This is a genomic window from Streptomyces sp. NPDC002044 (assembly GCF_040296725.1).
Taxonomy (GTDB): Bacteria; Actinomycetota; Actinomycetes; order Streptomycetales; family Streptomycetaceae; genus Streptomyces; species Streptomyces antarcticus.
In genome coordinates, this window is the sequence record NZ_JBEOXU010000060.1 from 1 (window position 1) to 24,736 (window position 24,736).

Genomic DNA, 24,736 nt, shown 5'->3' on the forward strand with positions numbered 1-24,736 from the left:
GGTCCGGGCGGCGGTGCCCGTTCCGGGCGGCGCGTGCCGTGCCCGCCCGGAGCCGTCCGCCCGCCCGGAGCCGTCCGCCCGGCCCGTGGGGGGTGGGGTCACGCCGCGCCGGCGGCCAGGCCGCTTTCCCAGGCCCAGGCGGCGATCTCGACGCGGTTGCGGGCGTCGAGCTTGCCCTGGACGTTCGCCAGATGCGTCTTGACCGTGGAGAGCGACACGAAGAGCTCCGCCGCGATCTCCGCGTTGGTCAGGCCGCGCGCCAGGCACCGCACGACCTCGCGTTCCCGCTCGGTGAGGGGTTCGGCGGGCCTGCGGGCGGCCACGGCGGCGGGGGTGCGCGGTGCCATCTCGCGCAGCAGCCGCACCGTGATGGCGGGCGAGACGAGCGAGTCGCCGACGGCCGCCGCCCGGACGGCTTCAACCAGCATGGCCGGGCTCGCGTCCTTCAGGAGGAAGCCGGACGCGCCGCCGTGGAGGGCGGCGTGGACGTACTCGTCGAGGTCGAAGGTGGTGACGATGACGATGCGCGGACCGTTGCGGCCGGAGAGACGCCGGGTGACTTCGAGCCCGTCGAGCCTCGGCATCCGGATGTCGAGGAGCAGGACGTCCGGCCGGTGTTCGGCGACGGCCGTGAGGGCGGCCTCGCCGTCGACCACGTCGGCGACCACCTCGATGTCGGGCTGGCTTTCGAGGATCATCCGGAAGCCGGTCCTGACCATCTCCTGGTCGTCCGCGATGACCACTCTGATCGCCATGCGCCACCCATCCCACTGTCACCCGCCGCCACTGCCGGTTCCCTCCCATGGGACCGGTGCGCGCCCCGGCCCGCAACCGCACAGCGGGCCGTGGGGGGTACGCCGGGGGACGGGGACGGCGGTGTTCCGGGCGGGCGGCGCTCCGGACGACGTGACGTGCGTCCGGGGTACGGCGCCTCGTCCTTCCGGCCGGAAACGTCCCGGCCGGAAGGACGAGCCGGGACTACAGGCCGGCCGCGGCGCTCTTGATCGCGGCGGCGAAGGTGGACACCTCGGTGTAGACGCCGGGGTAGCCGGCGCGGGCGCAGCCCTCGCCCCAGCTGACGATGCCGACCTGGATCCAGGCGTTCGCGTTGTCGCGGCGGAACATCGGGCCGCCGGAGTCGCCCTGGCAGGTGTCGACGCCGCCCTGGTTGTAGCCGGCGCAGATCTCCTCGGACGGGACGAGGCTGCTGCCGTACGCGTTCTGGCAGCTGGCGTCGGAGACGAACGGGACGGTGGCCTTCATCAGGTAGCGCTGCTGGCCGCCGCCCTCGCGGGTGGCGCCCCAGCCGGCGACGGTGAAGGTGCCGTTGTCGTAGGTCTTGGTCTCGGCGATCTTGAGGGTGGGCAGGTTGATGGGCTTGGCGAGCTTGATGAGGGCCCAGTCCTTGCCGGTGCCGTTGTAGCCGGGGGCCTGGAGGACCTTGGTGGACTTGACCTTGACCGCGCTGGAGCTGTTGAGGTCGACGACTCCGGCGGTGGCGGTGATGGAGGTGTTGTTGCCGGAGCCGTTCACACAGTGGGCCGCGGTGAGGACTATCTGCTGGGTGTAGAGGACGCCGCCACAGCCCATGGAGAGGCGCACCATGAACGGGAACTCGCCTTGTGCGGCGCGGGTTCCGCCGACGACGGGGCTCGGGGCGGCGCCGGCGTTGGAGGGCTGGAGGCTGACGGCGGCGAGGGCGACGGCGCCGACGGCGAGGGTGCGCTTCATGAAGCGGACAAGAGTGCTCACGCTCAACACACTGCCTTTCGTGGGGGGTTGGGCTGTGCGCGTCATCGGGTGAATGACAAGTCCATGACACATCACACGTATGGCCGACATCAAGAACGCATTTTTGGCCAACCCCCCGCCCCGGCGAGAGGGATTGCGGCGAGGAGCACCCGATGACGCGGAACGGCGGGTCCCCGGGGCGGATCGAGCACGGATTTCCACACCTGGACGTGGTGCGCGCCGCGATCACCGCGCTCTTCCGCCGGCTGTCGGCCGACGGGATCCTCGTATACGACACCAGCTTCGCGCCCGCCGACGCGGCCTTCGGCGCCGAGGAGGACCTGCACCTGGGCGCGCACCGGGTGGCCTCCGCGATGGTCCGCGCGCTGCGGCTGCCCGACGCGCGCGTGCTGGTCGCGTTCCGGCCGATGGAGGAGGCGGCCAGCGTCGAACTGGCCGCCGGGCCGGAGTACTTCGTCGAGGTGAGCGACCGGCTGCGGACCCGTCGCGGGGACCTCGCGGCAGCCCTCGCCCACGAGGTCGCGCACGTCCTGCTGCACCGGCTGGACCTGCGCTTCCCGGCCACCGCGGACAACGAGATCCTCACCGACACCACCGCCGCCTACCTCGGGGCGGGCTGGCTGCTGCTCGACGCCTACCGCGAGGACGCCCTGACCCACCAGAAGTTCGGCTACCTCACCCCGGAGGAGTTCGGCTACGTCCTCGCCCGGCGCGGCCGGCTCTTCGGCGAGGACCTCTCCGCCTGGTTCACCAGTCCCCGGGCGTACGAGGCGTACGTGCGCGGCCGCGCCCGCGCCGACCGGGACCACCGCCGGGCCCCGCTCGCCGCCGCGGGCCCGGCCGAACGGCTGCGCTACGCCCGGGCCCGCCGGGCCGGGACCACCCCGGGGCGCGGGCAGGCGTACCGCTTCGAGGAGCACGGCGCCGGGCCGCTGGTGAGCTTCCCCTGCCCGGTCTGCGGCCAGTGGCTGCGCCTGCCGGTGCGCGGGCCGGTGCGGGCGCGGTGCGGGCTGTGCCGCACGGTGCTGGAGTGCGACACGTAGCGGGATTTCACCACCCGGCCGCGAAAAGTTACTTACCGGCCAGTAGACAGCCGGCCCGACCATCGCTCAGCCTGGTCGCGTCCATGTCAATCCGCGACCAAGGGAGCGCTCCCCCATGCGCAGCACCCGCCGCACCCGTACGTCCCGTACCGCAGCCGCAGTGGCCGCGGCGACCGCCGTCCTGACGCTGCTTCCGGCCACGACCGCCTCGGCGGCACCGGCCCCGAGCCCGGCGACCAGCACCGTGCGCGTCTCGGCCCTCTCCGCGGCCACCGCCTCCGCCCCCGGCGGCAACGCGGCGATCCTCGGCATCGACTACGGCACCTGGCAGCGCGACGTGGCCGCCGTCATCGACGCGGCCCGGCCCGCCATCGAGCAGCGCATCGCGGCCTCGCCGGCCGGCGAGAAGCCCGCGATCGTCCTCGACGTCGACAACTCCTCGCTGGAGACGGACTTCCACTGGTTCTGGACGTTCCCGACCCCCGCGATCTCCAAGGTCCGCGAGCTGACCCGGTACGCGAGCGAGCGCGGGGTCGCCGTCTTCTTCGTCACCGCCCGGCCGGGGATCGTCCAGTCCCTCACCGAGTACAACCTCAAGGCCGTCGGCTACCCGGTGTCGGGTCTGTACGTGCGCGACCTGCCCGACCTGTTCGACGAGGTCAGCGCCTACAAGACCGGCAAGCGCGCCGAGATCGAGCGCCGCGGCTACACGATCATCGCCAACATCGGCAACAAGCAGAGCGACCTCGTCGGCGGCCACGCCGAACGGACCGTCAAGCTCCCGGACTACGGCGGCAAGCTCTCCTGACCCCCGCGCCCGCGCCCGGGGCCTTCCCCGGGCGCGGGCCGCTCCGCAAACGCGGGAGAACCTGGTGGGCCCGGCGCGGTTCAGCGGGGGTACGGAGCGGGTATTGATACCCCATCGCACGAGTGAAGGACCCGGACCCGACCCCTCGCCAGGGGGCCGGGCCCGGCCTTTTTCACGGCACTCGCGCGCGTGTGGGAGCCGGACCGACGCGTCCGCCCAGCGGCCCCGGAGACGCCCTTTCCCGTGACGACACCCCCTAGCGGCCGGGGCACACCTGCCAGGCCAGGTGATAGAGGGTGTTGACGCTGGCGTCGGTGGAGTCCATGGCCATGAAGCTCGTCACCGCCTGCGGGTTGGACGTGCCCGCGTTCACGCGCAGTTCGGTGTTGATGTTGAAGTTGCGCTTCTCCCCGCAGGGCGCCCAGACCAGGTCGGCGTATTCCGTCTTGTCGGTCGCCTGCCAGTTGTCGTTGAACGGGCCGTTGAACTGGTGGGTCCGCTGAGAGGTCTGCGGCATTCCCTGGAAGTAGTAACTCGCCCTTTCCTGGCCCCACGCGCCGGGCTGGAGAAACGCGAATCCGCGGTAATCGGCCTGGACTATCGCGTAGGTGAATCCGGACGGTACGTGGACCCGCAGATTGAGCTGGCAGTTCTTGCGGAAGGCGGTCGGCGGGGCGCCCGGGCCGACCTGCGCGAGGTACTCACTGTAGGTGACGGTGAAGGCCGTGTTGTCGGGGGCGACGGCCACCTCGGCGGTGCCTTCCCGGCAGCCGGATCCGTTCACCGTGGCCAGCTCGATCACGATCTTGTCGGGCGGCGCCGTGATCGGCCCGCCGCCGGGGCCGCCGCCGGAGCCGGCTGCTCCGGCGGGTGTCACCGCCGCGGCGATGAGGCCGGCGATGGCTCCGCCGATGAGCAGGGTGCGGGACAGGGGATGAGACATCGTTGTCACTCCTGGCCGTGAGTCGGGTTTCCTGTACGCGCTCCGCGTCAGACCGCGCCGCATTCCCGCCACTCGAAGTGGTAGACCGTGCTGACGCTGCCGTCGGTCGAATCCATGCTCATGAAGCTCGGGGCCTGCGGGTTCGACGTCCCCGCGTAGACGCGCAGTTCGGTGTTGACGTTCAGGTTGCGTTCCTCGCCGCAGGGGGCCCAGACCAGGTCCGCGTACTCCGTCGTGTCGCCGGCCTGCCAGTTGTCCGAGCGCGGGCCGTTGAACTGGTGGGTCGTACGGGCCGACTGGGCGGCGCCCTGGAAGTAGTAGTTCGCGCGCTGCTGGCCGGAGGCACCGCGCTGGAGGTGCGCGAAGCCGCGGTAGTCGGCGCGGGCGATGGCGTACGTGAACCCCTGGGGCACGTGGACGCGCAGGGCCAGCTGGCAGTTCTTGCGGAACTCGGTGCCTCCGGAGGCGCCGCCCGCCTGGGCGAGGTAGTCGCTGTACGTGACGGTGAAGGCGGTGTTGTCGGACGCCGCGGCGACGTCCGCGGTGCCCTGCGGACAGCCCGAACCGTTGAGTCCGACGACCTCGACGGTAATTCTCCCGGGGGGTGTGGGGACGGTATCGGCGTGCGCGGGCGCGGCGACGGCCAGCAGGGCCGTGACCGCCCCGCCGATGAGGGGTCTGCGGAGCGACGTCATTGTTTCTCCATTCATCCGGACCGATTCCGAATTCAGCATGGCCATGCCATCACGGTGGGGCCGCACGGGGAAGACCGGGATACGGCCAACGCCCGCCGCCCGCGCCCGCTGGCCGGAACCGGCGCGTCCGCCGCCCCCTCCCGGAGCCCGCCCAGCAGCCCCGCGACCCCGGGCGACCGGGCGGCCCCGCCCCCGGCGGAACCCCAAGATGACCGGAACCCCGCGACCGGCCCCGCGGGCTCCCGGGCGGTTCCGGCCGGCCGATCCGGCCGGGACCGGGCCCCGGACGCGGACCGGGCCGGACGCGGACCGGGCCCCCGTCCGCCCTACCGGGACCCGTACACCGGGAGCGGGGGTTCCGCGGACGACAGGAGCTTCGCCGTCGCCTCGCCCGCCTCCGCGGGGGTCCAGCGGGCCCCGCGGTCGGCCGTCGGGCCGGGGCGCCAGCCCTCCATCACCGTGATGCGGCCGCCCTCCACCTCGAAGACCCGGCCCGTCACCCCCGCCGAGGCGTCCGAGCCCAGCCACACCACCAACGGGGACACGTTCTCCGGCGCCATCGCGTCGAAGCCGCCCTCCCCCGGGGCCGCCATGGTCCGCGCGAAGGTCTGTTCCGTCATCCGGGTCCGGGCCGCCGGGGCGATGGCGTTGACCTGGACCCCGTACCGGCCCGTCTCCGCGGCCGAGACCAGGGTCAGCCCCAGGATGCCCGCCTTGGCCGCGCTGTAGTTGCCCTGCCCCACCGAGCCCAGCAGGCCCGCTCCCGAAGAGGTGTTGACGACCCGGGCCGCCACCTGCCGGCCCGCCTTCGCCTCCGCCCGCCACCAGGCGGCCGCGGACCGCAACGGAAGGAAGTGGCCCTTCAGGTGGACCCGCATGACCGCGTCCCAGTCGTCCTCGCCGAGGTTGACCAGCATCCGGTCGCGCAGGAACCCCGCGTTGTTGACCAGGGTGTCCAGCCGGCCGAAGTGGCCGACGGCGCAGTCGACCAGCGAGGCGGCCCCCTCGCCCGTCGCGATGTCCCCGCCGTGCGCCACCGCCTCCCCGCCCAGCGCCTCGATCTCCGCGACCACCCGCCCCGCCGGACTCCCGGGTCCCGGCAGCCCGTCCAGCCCCACTCCGAGGTCGTTGACGACGACCTTCGCGCCCTCCGCCGCGAAGGCCAGTGCGTGCGCCCGCCCCAGCCCGCGCCCCGCTCCCGTCACGATCACGACCCTGCCTTCGGCCATGCCCATATCTCAGTCCTCCTCGTTCGCAGTCGCCGTATCGGTGCCCGCCGTATCCGTGCCCGCCGTATCCGTGCCCGCCGTGCCCGAGACCGCCGTTTCCGAGGCCGTCCCCACCCCCGTACCCGTACCCGCCTCCGCCCGGGCCCCCTTGTTCACCGTCGCCGCGTCCAGGAACGCCGGCCGCTCCCCGCCCCCGTGCACCAGCAGGCTCGCGCCACTGACGTACCCGGCCCGCGGCGAAGCCAGGAACACCGCCGCCTCGCCGACGTCCGAGGGCTCCGCCAGCCGTCCCAGCGGTACGGTCGCCCCCACCGCCGCGATCCCGGCCCCGTCCCCGTAGTGCAGGTGGGCCAGCTCGGTCCGCACCATGCCCAGGACCAGCGAGTTCACCCGTACCTCGGGGGCCCACTCCACGGCCATCGACCGGGCCAGGTTCTCCAGCCCCGCCTTCGCCGCCCCGTACGCGGCCGTCCCGGGCGACGGCCGGGTGCCGCTGACGCTGCCGATCATCACCACCGAGCCCCGGGTCTCCCGCAGCAGGGGGTACGCGGCCAGGGACGCCGTCATCGGCGCCAGCAGGTTCAGCTCGACGACCCGCGCGTGCCGTTGCGCCTCCCCCTCGCCGAGCAGCCGGTACGGGGTCCCTCCCGCGTTGTTGACCAGGCAGTCCAGCCGCCCGTACCGCTTGGCGATCCCGGCGCACAGGTCCCGCGCGGCGGCCGGGTCGCGCAGGTCGGCCGCCACGAACGACGCCTCCCGGCCGGCCGCCGCCACCGGTGCGTCCGGCGGCCGTCGCGCGCAGACGACGACCTCCGCCCCGGCCGTGAGGAACGACCGGGCGATCCCGGCGCCGACGCCACGGGTTCCCCCGGTGACGACGACGACCCTCCCGTCGAGCTCCATGGGCTGCTACCTTCCTCACCTAACAAATGTTTGGTGGAAAGGTAGCTGATCCGTTCATGGGTGTCTCCACCTCGAGCCCCGACAAGGGCATCGCACTCGTCACAGTCGACTTCCCGCCCGTCAACGCCCTCCCCGTGCGGGCCTGGTACGACCTCGCCGACGCCCTGCGCGCGGCCGGCCGCGACCAGGGGGTGCGCTGCGTGGTCCTGGCCGCCGAGGGGCGCGGCTTCAACGCCGGCGTCGACATCAAGGAGATGCAGCGCGACCCCGGGCACGCCTCCCTGATCGGCGCCAACCGGGGCTGCTACGAAGCCTTCGCCGCCGTGTACGAGTGCGAGGTGCCGGTGGTCGCCGCCGTGAACGGGTTCTGCCTGGGCGGCGGCATCGGCCTCGTCGGGAACGCCGACGCGATCGTCGCCTCCGACGACGCGGTCTTCGGGCTGCCCGAACTGGACCGGGGCGCGCTCGGCGCCGCCACCCACCTGGCCCGTCTGGTCCCCCAGCACCTGATGCGCACCCTCTACTACACCTCGCGCACCGTCTCGGCCGCCGAGCTGCAGACCCACGGCTCGGTCTGGAAGGTGGTCCCGCCCGGCGAACTGCGCGCGGCGGCCCTGGAACTGGCCGCCGAGATCGCCCGGAAGGACGGTTCCCTGATCCGGCTGGCCAAGGCGGCCATCAACGGCATCGACCCCGTCGACGTGCGGCGCAGCTACCGCTTCGAGCAGGGCTTCACCTTCGAGGCCAACCTCAGCGGGGTGGCCGACCGGGTCCGCGACACCTTCGGGAAGGAAGCGACCTCGTGACCGACAAGACCATGACCCCCGACGAGGTGGTCGGGCGGCTGCGCAGCGGAATGACCCTCGGCATCGGCGGGTGGGGCTCGCGGCGCAAGCCCATGGCCCTGGTGCGAGCACTGCTCCGATCCGAGATCACCGACCTCACCGTGATCTCGTACGGGGGGCCCGATGTCGGGCTGCTGGCGGCAGCGGGGCGGATCCGGCGGCTCGTCGCCCCCTTCGCCACCCTCGACTCCATCCCGCTGGAGCCCCACTTCCGGGCCGCCCGCGAGCGCGCCGCGTTCACCTTCACCGAGCTCGACGAGGCCATGTTCATGTGGGGCCTGCACGCCGCCGCGAACCGGCTGCCGTTCCTCCCCGTCCGGGCCGGTCTCGGCTCCGACGTGATGCGGGTCAACCCGGAGCTGCGGACCGTCACCTCCCCGTACGAGGACGGCGAGGAGTTCGTCGCCGTCCCCGCGCTGCGCATGGACGCCGCGCTGGTCCACCTCAACCGCGCCGACCGGCTCGGGAACGGCCAGTACCTGGGCCCGGATCCGTACTTCGACGACCTCTTCTGCGAGGCCGCCGACACCGCCTACGTCTCCTGCGAGCAGCTCGTGGAGACCGCCGAGCTCTCCAAGGCGGGCCCACCGCAGTCCCTCCTCGTCAGCCGCCACTGCGTCACCGGGGTCGTCGAGACCCCGAACGGCGCGCACTTCACCTCCTGCGCCCCCGACTACGGCCGCGACGAGCCCTTCCAGAAGCTGTACGCGACCACCCCCTGGCCCGAGTTCGCCGACCGGTTCCTGTCCGGCGCGGGCGAGCACGACTACCAGTCCGCCGTCCGGACCTGGCACGAGGAGCAGCAGTGACCGCCGTGACGACGACCCGTGCCGAGTACTGCGTGATCGCCTGCGCCGAGACCTGGCGCGGCGACGGCGAGGTGCTCGCCAGCCCGATGGGCCTGATCCCCTCCTTCGGCGCCCGCCTGGCCAAGCGGACGTTCTCCCCGGACCTGCTGCTGACCGACGGCGAGGCGATGCTCGTCGGGCTGGACGGCACGGCCGAGGGGTGGCTGCCGTACCGCCGCCACCTGGCGATGGTCACCGGCGGAAAGCGGCACGTGATGATGGGCGCCAGCCAGATCGACCGGTTCGGCAACCAGAACATCTCCTGCATCGGCGCGTGGGAGCGGCCGGCCCGCCAGCTCCTGGGCGTACGCGGCGCCCCCGTCAACACTTTGAACAATCCGGTGAGTTACTGGATCCCGAAGCATTCCGCGCGGGTGTTCGTCGCGCGCGTGGACATGGTCAGCGGGGTCGGTCACGACCGTGCCGAGGCGGCCGGCCCCTCGGCCACCCGCTACCACCGCCTCCCCCGGGTCGTGAGCGACCTCGGCGTCTTCGACTTCGCCGGGCCCGGCCGCACGATGCGCCTGGCGTCGGTGCACCCCGGGGTCACCGTGGAGCAGGTCCGGGCGGCCACGGGCTTCGAGCTGGCCGCCGCGGACGAGGTCCCGTACACGCGGGAGCCGACCGCGGACGAGCTGCGGCTGATCCGTGAGGTGATCGACCCCGGGGGGCTGCGCGACCGGGAAGTGCGGGGCTGATCCGGTGGAGACGGCGTTCACGAGGCTGGTCGGGGTGCGGTACCCGATCGTGCAGACCGGCATGGGCTGGGTGGCGGGCCCGCGGCTGGTGGCGGGCGCGGCCAACGCGGGCGCCCTGGGCATCCTGGCCTCCGCGACGATGACCGTGGACCAGCTGCGGTCGGCGGTCCGCGAGGTGAAGTCCCGTACACCGGAGGGGACTTCCTTCGGGGTCAACCTGCGGGCGGATGCCGGGGACGCGGCCGAACGCGCCCGGCTGATCATCGACGAGGGGGTCCGCGTCGCGTCCTTCGCGCTCGCCCCCTCACCTGAGCTGATCGCGCGCCTCAAGGACGCGGGGGTGGTCGTCATCCCGTCGGTCGGCGCCCGCCGGCACGCCGAGAAGGTCGCCGCCTGGGGCGCCGACGCGGTGATCGTGCAGGGCGGTGAGGGCGGCGGCCACACCGGTGACGTGGCCACGACCGTGCTGCTTCCGCAGGTCGTGGACGCCGTGGACATCCCGGTCGTCGCGGCGGGCGGCTTCGGCGACGGCCGCGGGCTGGTCGCGGCGCTGGCGTACGGGGCCGCGGGCATCGCCATGGGCACCCGTTTCCTGCTGACCTCCGACTCCACCGTCCCGGACGCCGTCAAGGCCGCGTACCTGAAGGCGACGGTCAAGGACGTCGTCGTCACCACCGCCGTCGACGGTCTCCCGCACCGCATGCTGCGCAGCGAGCTGGTCGACTCCTTGGAGCGGGCGGGCCGCACCCGGGCGCTGGCCAGGGCGGTCCGGCACGCGGCCGGCTTCCGGAGGATCTCCGGCCTGACCTGGTCGCGGATGGTGCGGGACGGCCTGGCGATGAAGCACGGCAAGGACCTGTCCTGGAGCCAGGTGCTGCTCGCCGCGAACACCCCCATGCTCCTGAAGGCGTCCATGGTCGAGGGCCGTACGGACCTCGGAGTCATGGCATCGGGCCAGGTCGTGGGGGTGATCGACGATCTTCCGTCCTGTGCGGAGCTCGTCTCCCGCGTCATGGCCGAGGCGTACGCCGTGCTGGAACGGCTGCACGGCGCCCACCCCCCGCACCCAGAACCGCACCCGCACCCGCACCCGCACCCGCACCCGCACGGCACCCTGCCACCCCCAGGGTGACCCCCTTCTCCGTTACAGGAGTCGCATCGATGAGCCGTGCCCGAATCCGCCTGGTGGCAGTGGCGTTCACCGCCGTCCTCGCCTTCGGGACCCTGCCCGCCTCCGCGTACGCGGCGGCGGGCCCCGAAGCCGGGGTCAGTGCCCGGCACCACGGGTCCCACCCCTCCGAAGCAACGATTCTCCAGATCCCACTTCAAGGCGCCGTCAACGTCCGGGACATCGGCGGCATGCGCACCTACACCGGCGGCCAGGTCCGCCGGGGCCTGGTCTACCGGGCCGACGCGCTGAGCAAACTGACCGCCGCCGACCTCACCACCGTCTCCGGCCTGGGCCTGGGCAAGGTCGTGGACTTCCGCATCCCGATGGAGCTCCAGTACGACGGCCCCGACAAGCTGCCCCCCGGCCTCACGGCCACCCCGCGCCCGGTCAGCGACCTCGGCCTCTACGGCACCCTCGTCGGCGCCATCGCCAGCGGCGACCCCGTCGTCCAGGAGCGGATGCTCGGCGGCGGCCGCGCCGAGACCTACATGCGCGACATCTACCGCACCTTCGTGACCAGCCCCGAGAACCGGGCGCAGTTCGCGGCGACCCTGCGGGAGATCGCCGACGGCCGGCAGGGCCCGATCCTGTACCACTGCACCTCGGGCAAGGACCGCACCGGCTGGATGACCTACGTGCTGCTGCGCGCCCTCGCCGTCCCCGAGGCCGGCGCCGGCCGCGACTACCTGGCGTCGAACACCTACCGCGCCGCGTACGACGCCCAGCTGCGGGCGGGTCTCAAACAGTCCGGGCGGATGCAGAACCCGGACCTGCTGATCCCGCTCCAGGAGGTCCGCCAGGACTACCTGGACGCGGCGACGGCCCGTATGGAGGCCGAGTACGGCGGCTTCTACGGCTACCTGACGGACGGCCTCGGCCTGGACCTGCGGACCCTGGCGAAGCTCCAGTCCAGGATGGTCCGCTGACCGTCCCCGCACCGCACCCGACCCCGCACCCGACCCGCACCCGCCCGGGCGGTGTCCCCACGCCCCGGGTACGGCGGAACGCCGGGCAGCGCGCGTGCGCCGCCCGGCGTTCCGGTGTTCGTACGAGGTACCGCGCCGTCAGGCGGAGCGGCGCCGGGCCTGGCCCGGGCCCCCCACGCGGCTGCGGGCCGAAGCCGCCGCCGCGCCACCGGAGGCGCCGCCCCCGGTACGCCGGCCGCGCTCGCCGGAGCCGGCCGGGGCCGCGCCCTGGCCGCCCTGGCCGCGCCGGGCCTGGCCCGAAGCGGAGCCGGCGCCCTGACCGGCGGCGCCACCGCCGCCGCCCGTACGGCGTCCCCGCGTACCGGCGGCCGGAGCCGCAGCCGCGGCGGAACCGGTGCGCGGACCGGCCGAGCGGCGGCGACCGCCACCGCCGGCCCCGTTGCCGGAGGCCGGCTTCGACGCGGAACGCTGCCGCGGCGGGGTCGGCTGCGGCACGTCCAGCACCACCGGGATGCCCGAAGGCTCCTTGGCGCCGGTCAGCCGGGTCAGCTCCTCGTCGGAGGACTTGATCTGCGCGGTGCGCGGGGAGATCCCGGCGTCCGACATGAGGCGGGTCATGTCCCGCTTCTGGTCGGGCAGCACCAGGGTGACCACGCTGCCGGACTCGCCGGCACGGGCGGTGCGGCCACCGCGGTGCAGGTAGTCCTTGTGGTCGGTCGGCGGGTCCACGTTGACGACGAGGTCGAGGTCGTCGATGTGGATGCCGCGCGCCGCGACGTTGGTGGCGACCAGCGCGGTGACCTCGCCCGTCTTGAACCAGTCCAGGGTCCGGTTGCGCTGCGGCTGCGAACGGCCGCCGTGCAGGCCGGAGGCGCGGACGCCGTCCGCCAGGAGCTTCTTGACCAGGCGGTCGACACCGCGCTTGGTGTCCACGAACATGATCACCCGGCCGTCACGAGCGGCTATGCGCGTCGCCACGGCCTTCTTGTCGGTCTCGTCCATGACGTACAGGACGTGGTGCTCCATGGTGGTGACCGCGCCGGCCGACGGGTCGACGGAGTGGCCGACCGGGTCGGTGAGGAACATCTTGACGAGCTTGTCGATGTTCTTGTCCAGCGTCGCCGAGAACAGCATCCGCTGGCCGTCCGCCCGGACCTGCTTCAGCAGGGCGGTGACCTGCGGCATGAAGCCCATGTCGGTCATCTGGTCGGCCTCGTCGAGGACGGTGATCGCGACCTGCGAGAGGTCGGCGTCCCCGCGCTCGATGAGGTCCTTCAGGCGGCCGGGGGTGGCGACGAGCACCTCTGAGCCGCGGCGCAGGGCGCCCGACTGCCGGTTGATCGACATGCCGCCGACGACGGTGGCGATGCGCAGGTTGACGGCCGTGGCGTACGGGGTCAGGGCGTCGGTCACCTGCTGCGCGAGTTCGCGGGTGGGTACGAGGACCAGTGCGAGCGGGGCCTTGGGCTCCGCGCGGCGGCCGGCGGTACGGGCCAGCAGCGCCAGGCCGAAGGCCAGCGTCTTGCCGGAGCCGGTTCGGCCGCGGCCGAGCAGGTCGCGGCCGACGAGCGAGTTCGGCAGCGTGGCGGACTGGATCGGGAACGGCGAGGTGACGCCCTGGGCGGCGAGGGTCTTCAGCAGCGCCTCGGGCATGTCCATGTCCTCGAACGCCTCGACCGGCGGGAGCGCCGGGGTCAGCGGTTCGGGCATGGTGAATTCCTGGGGCCTGGCCACGGGGGCGGACTTCTGCCGTCCCGCGCCAGCCTTCGGACGTCCCTGGGCCGCACCTCGGCCCCGGGTGGGGCGGCGGCTGGGTCGTGCGGAGCTGGAGCTGGTCATGCGGAAAACGCCCTCCTGAAACCGGCAGGTACAACAAACAGTCGAAACAGCAGACAAGCCGGGGTCCGCACCGTCACGGTGCGGACCCCGGCGTGCTGAAGGAATTAGGCGGGGACGATGTTCTCCGCCTGGGGGCCCTTCTGGCCCTGCGTCACGTCGAAGGACACGCGCTGGCCCTCCTGGAGCTCACGGAAGCCCTGGGTGGCGATGTTCGAGTAGTGGGCGAAGACGTCCGGGCCGCCACCGTCCTGCTCGATGAAGCCGAAGCCCTTTTCCGAGTTGAACCACTTCACGGTGCCAAGTGCCATTTTAAATCTCCTGAATAGGCGGCAAAGGGCCCCATCCGGAGATTCCGGCAAAACAATAAAAGCGCCTGTCGGAGCAATCCCGTCAGGCGCACATAAAGTTCATGGGTACCACAACTGCAACGAGCTCTAAGCTAGCACACGTCCGCCTGGGTGCGCGCCCGCGAGGGTGTGACCTGCGCCCTTTCCGGCGGGAGCCCGTCCGTCGCGCCCGCGCGCGCGAGCGCGGTGGCAGGGCTCCGGCCGCAGGGATTCCGGCCGGCCCCGGGGACCTATAGCCGTTCGATGATCGTCACGTTGGCCTGGCCGCCGCCCTCGCACATGGTCTGGAGGCCGAAGCGGCCCCCCGTGCGCTCCAGCTCGTGCAGCAGCGTCGTCATCAGCTTCACGCCCGTCGCGCCGAGGGGGTGGCCGAGGGCGATGGCGCCGCCGTTGACGTTCACCCGCTCCGGGTCGGCGCCGGTCTCCTTCAGCCAGGCCAGTACGACCGGCGCGAAAGCCTCGTTGATCTCCACGAGGTCGATGTCGGCCAGTGCCATGCCGGTCTTCTTCAGCGCGTACGCCGTGGCCGGGATCGGCGCCGACAGCATGCGGATGGGGTCCTCGCCGCGCACCGAGAGGTGGTGGATGCGGGCCCGCGGCCGCAGGCCGTGCTCCCGCACCGCCCGTTCCGAGGCGATCAGCATCGCCGCCGCGCCGTCCGAGACCTGGGAGGAGACGGCCGCCGTGATGGTGCCGCCCTCGACGACGGGCTTCAGGCCCGCCATCTTCTCCAGCGTCGTGTCCCGGCGGGGGCCCTCGTCGGCCGTCACGTCCCCGTAGGCCACGGTCTCGCGGTCGAAGCGGCCCTCGTCGATCGCGCGCAGCGCCCGCCGGTGCGAGCGCAGGGCGAACTCCTCCATGTCCCGGCGGGTGATCCCCCACTTCTCGGCGATGAGCTGGGCGCCGTGGAACTGGTTCACGGGGGCGTCGCCGTAGCGCGCCCGCCAGCCCCGCGATCCGGCGTACGGGCCCTCGGTGAGGCCGAGGGGCTCCGCCGCCTGCCGTGAGGCGAAGGCGATCGGGATCATCGACATGTTCTGGGTGCCGCCCGCGACCACCAGGTCCTGGGTTCCGGAGAGCACGCCCTGCGCCGCGAAGTGCACCGCCTGCTGTGAGGAGCCGCACTGCCGGTCCACGGTGACCCCCGGCACCTCCTCCGGGAGGCCCGCCGCCAGCCAGGCGGTCCGGGCGATGTCGCCCGCCTGCGGGCCGACCGTGTCGAGGCAGCCGAACACCACGTCCTCCACCGCCGACGGGTCGACGCCCGACCGCTCGACGAGCGCCTTCAGGACGTGGGCGCCCAGGTCGGCCGGGTGGACCGCCGACAGGCCCCCCTTGCGCCGCCCCACGGGGGTGCGTACGGCGTCGACTATGTAGGCCTCGGGCATCGGGACTCCTCTGGATGGGTTACGTGCGCAGGGCGATCCCGTCCAGCACCATCGACAGGTACTGGCGGGCGATCTCCTCGGGACTGTGCTGTCCGCCCGGCCGGTACCAGGAGGCCGCCACCCACACCGTGTCGCGGACGAAGCGGTAGGTGAGGCGGACGTCGAGGTCGGCGCGGAAGACCTTGGCCGCGACCCCCCGCTCCAGCGTTCCCAGCCATGCCTTCTCGAACTTCTGCTGCGAGTCGGAGAGGTAGTGGAAGCGGGGCTGGGCGGCGAGGGTGCGGGACTCCTTCTGGTAGATCGCGACGGCGGCGCGGTGCCGGTCGATCTCCCGGAAGGATTCGGTGACGAGGGCCTCGATGGTCTCCCTGGGGCCGAGTCCGGCGGCGAGGACGGTGTCGTAGCCCTCCCACAGCTCGGTCAGGAAGGCCGACAGGATCTCGTCGAGCATCGATTCCTTCGAATCGAAGTGGTAGTAGAGGCTGCCGGCGAGCATCCCGGCGGCGTCGGCGATCTTGCGGACGGTGGTGGCGTTGTAGCCCTGCGCGGCGAACACCTCGGCGGCGGTGGCGAGGAGTTCGCGGCGGCGCTCGGGCGACGCGGTCACCTGCGGCTTCTTCGCGGAGGTCGGCTTCTTCGCGGGGGTCCGCTTCGTCCCGGCGGTCGGCCCGTTCTCGGCGGTCGGCTGGTTCGCGGCTTGCGGCTTGTTCGTTGGCACGCGCCCATTCTGGGCCTACGGGTGCTGACTGCTGACCGAGACGGTCTCGCCCGTCATGTACGACGAGTAGCCGCTGGCCAGGAAGACGATGACGTTGGCGACCTCCCAGGGCTCGGCGTAGCGGCCGAAGGCCTCGCGGGCGGTGAGTTCGGCGAGCAGTTCCTCGCTGGTGACCTTCACCAGGTGCGGGTGCATGGCCAGGCTGGGGGCGACGGCGTTGACGCGTACGCCGAACTCCGCGGCCTCCAGGGCCGCGCAGCGGGTCAGCGCCATCACGCCGGCCTTGGCGGCGGCGTAGTGGGCCTGGCCGGCCTGGGCGCGCCAGCCCACGACGGAGGCGTTGTTGACGACGACCCCGCCCCGGCCGGAGGCCCGGAACGAGCGGAGCGCGGCGCGGGTGCAGCGGAAGGTGCCGTTCAGGGTGACGTCGAGGACGCGGGACCACTGTGCGTCGGTCATGTCGACGAGGGCGGCCGTGCCGCCGAGGCCGGCGTTGTTGACGACGGCGTCAAGGCCGCCGTGGGTCTGCTCGGCGAGTGCGAACAGGGCCCGCACCTGCTCCTCGTCGGTGACGTCGCAGGGCAGGGAGGTGACGCGGTCCGCGCCGAACTCGGCGGCGAGCGCGGTCTCGGTCTCCTTCAGGCGGCGGACGTGGGCGTCGCCGATGACGATGCGGGCGCCCTCTTCCAGGAAGCGGCGGGCGGTGGCTCCGCCGATGCCGGCTCCGGCGGCGGCGGTGATCACGGCGGTGCGGCCGCGCAGCAGGCCGTGGCCGGGAACGTAGTCGGGCGCGGTCATGCGCGTGCCTCCTGGGTTCCGGACCCGGTGCGGAACTGCTCGACGCTGCTCATGGGCGTACGTTAACCTACCAAACACTTGTTAGGGAAGCATGTACGGATGGAGTCGACCACCTGATGGACCTGACCCAGACGGCCCGGACCCTGGCCTTCCGGACGGAGGCACGGGCCTGGCTCGCCGCCCACGTGCCCGCGGCCCCCCTCCCCTCCCTGGAGACCGCGGAGGGTTTCGCCGCCCACCGGGAGTGGGAGGCGCTGCTGCACGCGGACCGCTGGTCGGCGGTGTCCTGGCCCGAGGAGTACGGGGGCCGGGGCGTGGACCTCGTGCACTGGCTGGTCTTCGAGGAGGAGTACTGGGCGGCGGGCGCGCCCGGCCGGGTCTCGCAGAACGGCATCAGCCTGCTCGCCCCGACCCTCTTCGACCACGCGAGCGCGGAGCAGCGGGCTCGCGTGCTGCCCGCGATGGCGAGCGGCGCGGAGATCTGGGCGCAGGCGTGGTCGGAGCCGGAGGCGGGCTCCGACCTGGCGTCGCTGACCTCGCGGGCGGTCCGCACGGACGGCGGCTGGCTGCTGTCCGGACAGAAGACCTGGTCCTCGCGGGCCGCCTTCGCCGACCGCGCCTTCGGCATCTTCCGTACGGACCCGGACGCGCCGAAACCGCACCAGGGCCTGACGTACCTGATGTTCGACCTGCGGGCGCCGGGGGTGACGGTGCGGCCCATCGGGCGCCTCGACGGCAAGCCCGCCTTCGCGGAGCTGTTCCTCGACGGGGTGTTCGTACCGGACCGGGACGTGATCGGGGAGCCGGGGCAGGGCTGGCGGATCGCCATGTCGACCACGGGCAACGAGCGCGGCCTGACCCTGCGCGCGCCGGGCCGCTTCCTGGCGGCCGCGGACCGCCTGGTGGGCCTGTGGGAGGCGGCCGGCGATCCGACGGACACGGCGCTGCGGGACCGGGTGGCGGACGCGGTCGTCGGGGCGCGCGCGTACGAGCTGTTCACCTGGGCGAACGCCTCGCGCTTCGCGGCGGGCCGGGCGATCGGCGCCGAGTCCAGCCTGAACAAGGTGTTCTGGTCGCAGTACGACATCGCCCTGCACGAGACGGCGCTGGACCTGCTGGGGCCGGACGCGGAACTCGCCGAGGGCGAGTGGGCCGAGCCGTGGGTCTTCTCCCTGGCCGGGCCGATCTACGCGGGGACCAACGAGATCCAGCGCGACATCATCGCCGAGCGGCTGCTCGGCCTCCCGAAGGGCCGCCGCTGATGCGCTTCCTGCCGACCGACGAGCAGGCGGACTTCGCCCGTACGCTGCGCTCACTGCTGGCCGCCGCCGATGTCCCGGCCGCCGTACGGGACTGGGCCGGCGGGCGGCACGGGCCGGGGCGGGCGCTCTGGTCGGGGCTCGCGGACACGGGCCTGTTCGCGCTGGCCGTGCCGGAGGCGTACGAGGGCCTGGGGCCGCTCCCGACGGAGCTGGCGCTCGGCTTCGTGGAGCTGGGCCGGGCCGGGGTGCCGGGGCCCGTGGTGGAGACGGCGGCCGCCTGCGTCCTGCTGGCGGGGCTGGACGAGGAGGCCCCGGCCAAACGGTTCCTGCCGGCGCTGGCCGGGGGCGGGGCGTCGGCGACGCTGACGCTGCCGGGCGGGAGTCCGTACGCCCTGGACGCGGACGCGGCCGCGTACTGCTTCACGGTGTCGGGGGCGGGCGAGCTCCGGCTGGCCGCGGGCGGCGGCCCCCTCCTGGCCTCCACGGACCCCGCCCGGCGGCTGTCCGTCCCGCCGGGCGGGGGCGAACTCCTGGCCGCCGGGCCCCGGGTGCCGGAGGCGGCGCGGACGGCGGCGCGCTGGGCGCGGCTGCTGACGGCGGCCCAGTGCCTGGGCGTGGGCGAGGCACTGTTGGCCCGGACGGTGGAGTACGCGAAGCAGCGCACCCAGTTCGGGGTGCCGATCGGCGGCTTCCAGGCGGTCAAGCACCGGCTGGCGGACACCCTGCTCGGGCTGGAGTTCGCCCGGCCGCTGCTGTGGGCGGCGACGCTGTCCCTGGACCCGGCCGACGTGGCGGCGGCGAAGCTGACGGCCGGGGAGTCGGCGTACCGGGCGGCGATGTCGGCGCTCCAGCTGCACGGGGCGGTGGGCTACACGGAGGAGCTGGACCTGTCCCTGTGGCTGCGCAAGGCCCGCCCGCTGCGGGACGCGTGGGGTACGCCGTCGGCCTGCCGGGCGGCGGTCCTCGCGACGCCCGGGCCGCGGGGGCGGTGAGGCGTCCCGGCGACGGCCAGACCCCCGCCGGGTCGGCAGCCGCCCGGGGCGGCCCTCGCCCGCCGGTCAGCGGAACGCGTGCACGACCTCGACGGGGCCCGTCGGGCGCCAGAGGGCGGTGGTGGACATCCGCCGAGGTCAAGGGGGTGTCGCGCGGCCGGGCGGGCGGGTTTCAGTACGGACCGCGGGTTTCAGTAGCGGGACCTCCGCGAGGAGTACCGGCTCAGGGCGGCCGTCTGGAGGGCGAGCAGGGCGGCGGTGGCCGCCGTCTGCCAGAGCGGCCGCGCCGGGCGCCCGCCGGGGGCCCATGCGGGGCCGTCGGGGTCCGCGGTCACCGTCATCCGGGCGCCGACCGGGAGGTCGCTCGCCAGCGGGCCGGGCAGGTCGCGGCCGGCGTCCGTGCGCAGCCGCAGTGACGGGGAGAGGCCGGCGCCGTCCCGCACCATCGTGCGGGAGGTGACCACGGCCTGCTCCTCCCGGCCCCGCTCGTGCAGGGTGTGGCGGTCCCAGGCGGCTCCCCCGGCCACCACGACGCCCACCGCGACGAGCGCGAGCGCGGTGCGGGCGACGAACTCCGCGCCGGTGCCGTGGGGTACGGCCGCGCCGATGACGAACACGGCGAGCAGCACCGGGATCCAGGGTCCCCCCGGCCCGCGCAGCAGCAGGACGGCACCGAACTCGGCTGCCAGGAGCAGGCAGTTGCGCAGCAGCAGGCCAGACATGGACACATCATGCCCGCGCCGTGCCGGGAGTCTGCCCGGCGGGGCGGCACCCGGCCCGAAACTCGCCCGCTGCACCCGGTGGTGCCGCGCCGCAACCGGGCCGCCCTCGACTCGGACGGCGCGTGGCACCTCGACCGCGGCGCGCCGGAGCGCACTCTGCCGCCGGAGCGCACTCTGCCGCCGGAGGGCGAGGCGGTCGAGGTGTCGGTCCGCTTCGCCGCGCCGATACCCGTACGGCCGGCGCTCGGCCGACTTGGCCTTCACGTTCAAGCGCTGAACCCGTCCGCCCCGGGGCCCGTCCGGCGATATTCGATCGCCCGGTCGGGCTCCGGGGTCTAGGGTCACCGTCAAGGGCGGGGTCGTAGCACAGAGGTAGTGCGCCTACACAGCATGGAGGAGGACGCCGGTTCGAATCCGGCCGCCCCGCCCCCCTTTCTCCTCCGCTCCCGCCGCTACGTGGCCGCCACCCAGCCCGCGGCGGCCGCCAGTGCGCCGGCTCCGGCCGGCAAGGGCAGGCCCAGGAATCCGTGGAAGACCCCCGGGTGGAGCTGGACGGCGCAGTCCACGCCGGCCGCCCCGAGACGGCGCGCGTACGCCAGGCCCTCGTCCCGCAGCACGTCACAGTCGGCCAGGACGATCAACGTACGCGGCAGAACGGCCAGTTCGGCGTCCGAGGCGCGCAGCGGCGAAACGTGCGGGTGCGCCGGGTCGCCGCCGTAGCGGTCCCAGTACCAGGCCATGTGCGCGGCGGTGTGGAAGTACCCCGTCGCGTACGCCTCGACCGACCCGGCGGACATCGACGCGTCCAGCGGCGGGTAGCACAGCAGCTGACCGGCGAGGAGTCCGGGCGCCCGCAGCGCGGTCACGGCGGCCAGGTTGCCGCCGCTGGAGTCCCCCGCCACCACCACCCGGTCCGGGTCGCACCCGAGGGCGCCCGCCTCGGAACGCGCCCACAGCAGCACCGCCAGCGCGTCGTCGGGCGCCGCCGGCCAGGGGTGCTCGGGGGCGAGCCGGTAGTCGGCCGAGACGACCACCGCGCCCGAGGCCGCGGCCAGCCTCCGGCACAGCGCGTCGTGCGTGTCCGGACCGCACATCACCCAGCCGCCGCCGTGGAGGTAGACGACCAGGGGCCGGCCGGCGGCGCCCGGCGCCGGGTCGTACACGCGGACCGGAACGTCCGCGGCGGCGGTGTCGTACACCGCCGCGATCTCCGGGCCCCGGGGGCCGGGGACGGCCGCCGCGCGCAGGGCGGCCGTGTCGCCGGGGCCGGGGAAGCCGGCCGCCATCGCGTCGCACAGCTGCCGGGCCGCCGGGGAGAGCGGGTCGCCCGCGCCGCCGCTCATCGGGCCGTCGCCCCGCCGTCGACGGTGAACTCGGCGCCCGTCAGGTACGAGGAGGCGTCCGAGCAGAGGAAGCGAACGAGTTCCCCGACCTCCTCCGGCCGGCCCATCCGGCCCAGGGGCACGTGCGACCAGTCCCGGTCCGCGGCCGTCGCGGCCACCATCGGGGTGTCGATCGCCCCCGGGTGCACGGAGTTGACCCGGATGCCGTCCCGGGCCAGGTCCAGGGCCGCGGAGCGGGTCAGCCCGCGCAGCGCGAACTTGGTGGAGCCGTAGGCGGCGTGGCCCGGTATCCCGACCAGGCCGGCGGTGGAGGAGATGTTGACGATCGAGCCGCCGCCGGCTTCCCGCAGCACCGGCGCCACCGCCTGGATGCCGTGGAACGGGCCCAGCAGGTTGACCCGCAGCAGTGCCTCGAAGTCCTCGGCCGTCTGCCGCTCCACGTGGGCGGTGCGCCACAGGGCAGCGTTGTTGACCAGCGCCGAGACCGTCCCGAAGACCTCGACGGCCGCTTTCACCACCCCGGCCCAGGACGCGGCGTCGGCCACGTCGTGGCGTACGAACAGCCCCTGCCCGCCGAGGCCGGCGGCGACCGTCCTCCCCTCCTCCTCGCGGAGGTCGGTGACGACGACCCGGGCGCCGGCCTCCGCGCACAGCAGGGCCTCGGCGGCGCCCTGGCCGCGTCCGGCGCCGGTGATGACGACGACCTTTCCGTCCAGCGTGATCACGGCTCAGCCCTCCAGGGCGCGGAAGTGCGGGATGACCTTCTCGCCCCACTGGCGGATGGTTTCCATGCAGGCCTCCTGCGGGACGGTGCCCATCTGGATCAGGCACATCACCTCGTCGACGCCGCTCTCGCGCAGCCGCTCCACGTAGGCGACGGCGGTCTCGGCGCTTCCGTAGGCATGGTCGGCGTTGAAGGTGCCGGTGTCGACGGGGCGGGCCGGGATGTTCGCCTCGTGCAGCGTGGCGACGAGTTCCTCGCGCCCCTTCGCGAGGGCCGCCACGTGCTCCTCGGCGGGCGCGTCCTCGGCGTATCCGGTCGGCGCGGGGCCGCCGCCGTACCAGTGGGCGATGGACTCGGCGAAGAAGCGCTGCCCCCGGGCGCCCAGGCGCAGCGCCCGCTCGGCGTCGTCAAGGACGATGGTCGGGCAGAGGGCGGAGAAGTGGTCGTTGACCTCGGTGGAGACGAACCGGCCGCCGTCGCGGGCCGCGATGGCCTCGTCGTAGACGGTGCGCATCGCGCGGACGTCGTCGGCTCCCGAGAAGCCCATCACCAGTGCGCCGATGCCCAGTTCGGCGGCGAGGGCGAGGGACTCGTGCTGGGAGCAGGCCATGAAGAGCGGCGGGTGCGGCTCCTGGACCGGGCGGGGCAGGATCGCCCCGGGCCCGATGTCGAGCGAGCCGTGCCACTCGAACTCCGGCTCCCGCCAGGCGGCGGCGAAGATCCGCAGGGCCTCCTCCGTCTGCGGCCGGGTGTCCTGCGGCCGGACCCCGAACATGGACATCTCCTGGCGGGTGGCGCCGCGGCCCGCGCCGATGTCGACGCGGCCGCCGGAGAGGACGTCGAGCATCGCGGCGCGTTCGGCGACGCGGACCGGGTGCTGGTAGCCGAAGGGCAGGGTGACCACGCCGTGGCCGATGCGGATCGTCCGCGTCCGGGCGGCGACCCAGGTGAGGAAGACCTCGGAGGCGCTCAGGTGTGCGTACTGGGTGAGGGAGTGGTGCTCGACGGCCCAGATCCGGTCGAAGCCCATCTCCTCGGCGAAGACGGCCTGTTCGACGCAGTCGTGGATGACCTGGCGCTCGCGCTCCGGGGTCGGGTCGGCGAGCTGCGCCTCGAAGATCATCGAGAACTTCACGGGGCCTCCGTATGCGGATGCGGATCACTCGGGAGTTATTTCGATTAGGCATACTCCTAGCAGTCACACCCGGAGGAGGGAAGGGCCGCGGCGGAGACCGGTCGTAGACTGCGCGGCGTGGCAGACGAGACGAACAGGCGCACGCTCCCCGCGACCAGCTGGGCGGTGCTCGGGCTGCTCTCCTTCGGGGAGGAGCTCTCCGGCTACGACCTGAAGAAGTGGTCGGACCGGTCCCTGCGCTTCTTCTACTGGAGCCCGTCCTTCAGCCAGATCTACAGCGAGCTCAAGCGGCTGGAGAAGGCCGGCTACACCTCCTCGCGCCACGTGGCCCAGGAGACCGGCACCCGCGACAAGCGCGTCTACCGGATCACCGCGGAGGGCATGGCGGCCGTACGGGAGTGGGCCCGCGAGGCGCCGGTCGACCCGCCCGTCCTGAAGCACGGGCCGATGCTCCGGCTGTGGCTGGGCCACCTGCTGGAACCCGCGCAGATGCGCGAACTCCTCATCCGGCACCAGGAGTTCGCGGAGGACATGCGGCTGCGCGCGGCCGCCGACGCGGAGCGCGCGAAGGACGAGCCGGCCTGGGCCTACCCGGCCCTCACCCTCAAGTGGGCCGAGCGGTACCACGCTTCCGAGCGCGACCTCGCGGCCGCCATGCTCGACGACATCGAGGCGCTGGCGGCCGAGCGGGGCGGGCACCCGTAGGCTCACGCCGCGAACGGGGCGGTCGGCGGCACCCGGCGGGCGGACACCCGGCGGGCGGTAGGCGGCACCCGGCGGGCGGGCCGTGACACCCGGCGGGCGGTGGCCGCACCGCGGTTCGCACCTCTGTTCACCGGCGCCGACCGGCGCGTCCTCCCGTACCCTCGGCCCCATGACGGGCAGCGCGATAGACCTCCGCAAGGTCGAGGAAACGGCTCCGGCGCTCGTGAGCCTCTACAAGAGCGCCGGGGTCTCCCTGCGCAAGTACGGCCTGGAGGGCGGGCGCGCCTCGGTCTACCTGGTCCTCGACTATTCCGGGTCGATGCGCCCGTACTACGACGACGGCAGCGTCCAGGCCCTCGCCGACCGGGTACTGGGGCTGTCCGCGCACCTGGACGACGACGGCCGCGTCCCCGTGGTGTTCTTCTCCACCGAGGTCGACGCGGTGGAGGAGATCTCCCTCGCCGGGCACGAGGGCCGGGTCAACGAGATCGCCGCCGGCCTCGGCCACATGGGCAAGACGGCCTACCACGCGGCGATGGACGCGGTGATCGACCACTACCTGGACTCCGGGTCCGCCCACCCGGCCCTCGTCGTCTTCCAGACGGACGGCGGGCCGATCAGCAGGCCGGCGGCGGAGAAGTACCTCTGCAAAGCGGCCCGGCTGCCGCTGTTCTGGCAGTTCGTCGGCTTCGGCGACACCCGCAGCTCGCAGTTCGACTTCCTGCGCCGGCTGGACGACCTGCCCGTCCCGGGCCGGCGCGTCGTGGACAATGCGGGCTACTTCCACGCGGGCCCCGACCCCCGTGCCGTCAAGGACTCGGAGCTGTACGACCGGCTGGTCGGGGAGTTCCCGGCCTGGCTGGACGCGGCCCGGCGGCTGGGCATCACGGCCTCCTGAGAGG

26 protein-coding genes and 1 tRNA gene are annotated in these 24,736 nt (G+C 73.5%); 12 read left to right on the forward strand and 15 right to left on the reverse strand.

What is annotated here, in order from left to right; genetic code table 11:
- Positions 1 to 98: 98 nt before the first annotated feature.
- Together ABT106_RS16840 and ABT106_RS16845 are read right to left on the reverse strand one after the other, a co-directional pair.
- Positions 99 to 755, reverse strand: coding sequence for a response regulator (locus ABT106_RS16840; protein ID WP_351277621.1), 657 nt, complete (start codon positions 753 to 755; stop codon positions 99 to 101).
- Positions 756 to 978: 223 nt separating this feature from the next.
- A complete protein-coding gene (locus ABT106_RS16845) occupies positions 979 to 1,731 on the reverse strand; it encodes a serine protease (protein WP_502979401.1) in 753 nt (250 codons plus the stop codon).
- Positions 1,732 to 1,904: 173 nt separating this feature from the next.
- Between ABT106_RS16845 and ABT106_RS16850 the strand changes: the two genes are divergently transcribed.
- Positions 1,905 to 2,795 (forward strand): hypothetical protein, encoded by an 891-nt coding sequence (locus tag ABT106_RS16850; protein WP_351277627.1) that lies wholly within the window; start codon positions 1,905 to 1,907, stop codon positions 2,793 to 2,795.
- 115 nt (positions 2,796 to 2,910) lie between these two features.
- The gene (locus ABT106_RS16855) at positions 2,911 to 3,603 is read left to right on the forward strand and encodes an HAD family acid phosphatase (protein ID WP_351277630.1); all 693 of its coding nucleotides are present in this window, start codon (positions 2,911 to 2,913) and stop codon (positions 3,601 to 3,603) included.
- Positions 3,604 to 3,859: 256 nt separating this feature from the next.
- Here the strand turns inward: ABT106_RS16855 and ABT106_RS16860 are convergent, their stop codons facing one another.
- The 4 genes from ABT106_RS16860 to ABT106_RS16875 all read right to left on the reverse strand — a co-directional run bounded on the left by ABT106_RS16860 (position 3,860) and on the right by ABT106_RS16875 (position 7,373).
- Positions 3,860 to 4,534, reverse strand: coding sequence for a DUF4360 domain-containing protein (locus ABT106_RS16860; protein ID WP_351277702.1), 675 nt, complete (start codon positions 4,532 to 4,534; stop codon positions 3,860 to 3,862).
- Positions 4,535 to 4,593: 59 nt separating this feature from the next.
- Entirely contained in the window at positions 4,594 to 5,241 is a 648-nt protein-coding gene (locus ABT106_RS16865; RefSeq protein ID WP_351277632.1) for a DUF4360 domain-containing protein, read from the reverse strand.
- Positions 5,242 to 5,567: 326 nt separating this feature from the next.
- Positions 5,568 to 6,476 carry an SDR family oxidoreductase gene (locus ABT106_RS16870; protein WP_351277635.1) on the reverse strand — a complete coding sequence of 303 codons (909 nt, stop codon included), beginning with the start codon at positions 6,474 to 6,476 and terminating at the stop codon, positions 5,568 to 5,570.
- 3 nt (positions 6,477 to 6,479) lie between these two features.
- Complete coding sequence (locus ABT106_RS16875; protein WP_351277638.1) at positions 6,480 to 7,373, reverse strand: SDR family oxidoreductase; 894 nt, start codon at positions 7,371 to 7,373, stop codon at positions 6,480 to 6,482.
- A 56-nt stretch (positions 7,374 to 7,429) separates the two neighbouring features.
- Here ABT106_RS16875 and ABT106_RS16880 point away from each other — a divergent pair, with 56 nt between their 5' ends.
- Genes ABT106_RS16880 through ABT106_RS16900 form a run of 5 tightly spaced genes read left to right on the forward strand, consistent with a single transcriptional unit; the run spans position 7,430 to position 11,861 of the window.
- A complete protein-coding gene (locus ABT106_RS16880; protein ID WP_351277641.1) occupies positions 7,430 to 8,179 on the forward strand; it encodes an enoyl-CoA hydratase family protein in 750 nt (249 codons plus the stop codon).
- On the forward strand, positions 8,176 to 9,027 hold the full coding sequence (locus ABT106_RS16885; RefSeq protein ID WP_351277644.1) for a CoA transferase subunit A: 852 nt from the start codon (positions 8,176 to 8,178) through the stop codon (positions 9,025 to 9,027). Before ABT106_RS16880 ends, ABT106_RS16885 begins: the two co-directional genes overlap by 4 nt.
- A gap of 5 nt (positions 9,028 to 9,032) precedes the next feature.
- Positions 9,033 to 9,764: a CoA-transferase subunit beta gene (locus ABT106_RS16890; protein WP_351277647.1), complete on the forward strand. Its 732-nt coding sequence runs from the start codon at positions 9,033 to 9,035 to the stop codon at positions 9,762 to 9,764.
- A 4-nt stretch (positions 9,765 to 9,768) separates the two neighbouring features.
- Entirely contained in the window at positions 9,769 to 10,896 is a 1,128-nt protein-coding gene (locus ABT106_RS16895) for an NAD(P)H-dependent flavin oxidoreductase (protein WP_351277650.1), read from the forward strand.
- A gap of 29 nt (positions 10,897 to 10,925) precedes the next feature.
- A complete protein-coding gene (locus ABT106_RS16900; RefSeq protein ID WP_351277652.1) occupies positions 10,926 to 11,861 on the forward strand; it encodes a tyrosine-protein phosphatase in 936 nt (311 codons plus the stop codon).
- 138 nt (positions 11,862 to 11,999) lie between these two features.
- Here the strand turns inward: ABT106_RS16900 and ABT106_RS16905 are convergent, their stop codons facing one another.
- From ABT106_RS16905 to ABT106_RS16925, 5 genes are all read right to left on the reverse strand, one after another.
- Positions 12,000 to 13,700, reverse strand: a complete 1,701-nt coding sequence (locus tag ABT106_RS16905; protein WP_502979400.1) for a DEAD/DEAH box helicase — start codon at positions 13,698 to 13,700, stop codon at positions 12,000 to 12,002.
- 104 nt (positions 13,701 to 13,804) lie between these two features.
- Entirely contained in the window at positions 13,805 to 14,008 is a 204-nt protein-coding gene (locus tag ABT106_RS16910) for a cold-shock protein (protein ID WP_052872633.1), read from the reverse strand.
- A 269-nt stretch (positions 14,009 to 14,277) separates the two neighbouring features.
- A complete protein-coding gene (locus ABT106_RS16915) occupies positions 14,278 to 15,435 on the reverse strand; it encodes an acetyl-CoA C-acetyltransferase (protein ID WP_351277660.1) in 1,158 nt (385 codons plus the stop codon).
- Positions 15,436 to 15,454: 19 nt separating this feature from the next.
- The gene (locus ABT106_RS16920) at positions 15,455 to 16,042 is read right to left on the reverse strand and encodes a TetR/AcrR family transcriptional regulator (RefSeq protein ID WP_351277704.1); all 588 of its coding nucleotides are present in this window, start codon (positions 16,040 to 16,042) and stop codon (positions 15,455 to 15,457) included.
- A gap of 126 nt (positions 16,043 to 16,168) precedes the next feature.
- Positions 16,169 to 16,951, reverse strand: a complete 783-nt coding sequence (locus tag ABT106_RS16925; protein WP_351277663.1) for an SDR family oxidoreductase — start codon at positions 16,949 to 16,951, stop codon at positions 16,169 to 16,171.
- Between the two features lie 116 nt (positions 16,952 to 17,067).
- On the opposite strand from ABT106_RS16925, the gene ABT106_RS16930 reads away from it, so the two are divergent.
- Together ABT106_RS16930 and ABT106_RS16935 are read left to right on the forward strand one after the other, a co-directional pair.
- On the forward strand, positions 17,068 to 18,213 hold the full coding sequence (locus tag ABT106_RS16930) for an acyl-CoA dehydrogenase family protein (protein ID WP_351277666.1): 1,146 nt from the start codon (positions 17,068 to 17,070) through the stop codon (positions 18,211 to 18,213).
- Positions 18,213 to 19,205 (forward strand): acyl-CoA dehydrogenase family protein, encoded by a 993-nt coding sequence (locus ABT106_RS16935; RefSeq protein ID WP_351277668.1) that lies wholly within the window; start codon positions 18,213 to 18,215, stop codon positions 19,203 to 19,205. The genes ABT106_RS16930 and ABT106_RS16935 overlap by 1 nt, the downstream gene beginning before the upstream one ends.
- Positions 19,206 to 19,396: 191 nt before the next feature.
- Here the strand turns inward: ABT106_RS16935 and ABT106_RS16940 are convergent, their stop codons facing one another.
- Entirely contained in the window at positions 19,397 to 19,927 is a 531-nt protein-coding gene (locus ABT106_RS16940) for a hypothetical protein (protein WP_351277671.1), read from the reverse strand.
- Between the two features lie 353 nt (positions 19,928 to 20,280).
- On the opposite strand from ABT106_RS16940, the gene ABT106_RS16945 reads away from it, so the two are divergent.
- A tRNA-Ala gene (locus tag ABT106_RS16945) sits at positions 20,281 to 20,355 on the forward strand.
- Between the two features lie 24 nt (positions 20,356 to 20,379).
- On the opposite strand, the gene ABT106_RS16950 is transcribed toward ABT106_RS16945, so the two are convergent.
- From ABT106_RS16950 to ABT106_RS16960, 3 genes are read right to left on the reverse strand one after another with little or no spacing between them, the layout of a single operon-like run.
- The gene (locus tag ABT106_RS16950) at positions 20,380 to 21,270 is read right to left on the reverse strand and encodes an alpha/beta hydrolase (protein WP_351277673.1); all 891 of its coding nucleotides are present in this window, start codon (positions 21,268 to 21,270) and stop codon (positions 20,380 to 20,382) included.
- Positions 21,267 to 21,995, reverse strand: a complete 729-nt coding sequence (locus tag ABT106_RS16955; protein ID WP_351277675.1) for an SDR family NAD(P)-dependent oxidoreductase — start codon at positions 21,993 to 21,995, stop codon at positions 21,267 to 21,269. The genes ABT106_RS16950 and ABT106_RS16955 overlap by 4 nt, the downstream gene beginning before the upstream one ends.
- Positions 21,996 to 21,998: 3 nt before the next feature.
- Positions 21,999 to 23,129 carry an LLM class flavin-dependent oxidoreductase gene (locus tag ABT106_RS16960; RefSeq protein ID WP_351277677.1) on the reverse strand — a complete coding sequence of 377 codons (1,131 nt, stop codon included), beginning with the start codon at positions 23,127 to 23,129 and terminating at the stop codon, positions 21,999 to 22,001.
- A gap of 117 nt (positions 23,130 to 23,246) precedes the next feature.
- On the opposite strand from ABT106_RS16960, the gene ABT106_RS16965 reads away from it, so the two are divergent.
- Positions 23,247 to 23,834 (forward strand): PadR family transcriptional regulator, encoded by a 588-nt coding sequence (locus ABT106_RS16965; RefSeq protein WP_351277679.1) that lies wholly within the window; start codon positions 23,247 to 23,249, stop codon positions 23,832 to 23,834.
- Between the two features lie 169 nt (positions 23,835 to 24,003).
- Positions 24,004 to 24,732 carry a VWA domain-containing protein gene (locus ABT106_RS16970; protein WP_351277682.1) on the forward strand — a complete coding sequence of 243 codons (729 nt, stop codon included), beginning with the start codon at positions 24,004 to 24,006 and terminating at the stop codon, positions 24,730 to 24,732.
- The last annotated feature ends 4 nt before the right edge of the window (positions 24,733 to 24,736 follow it).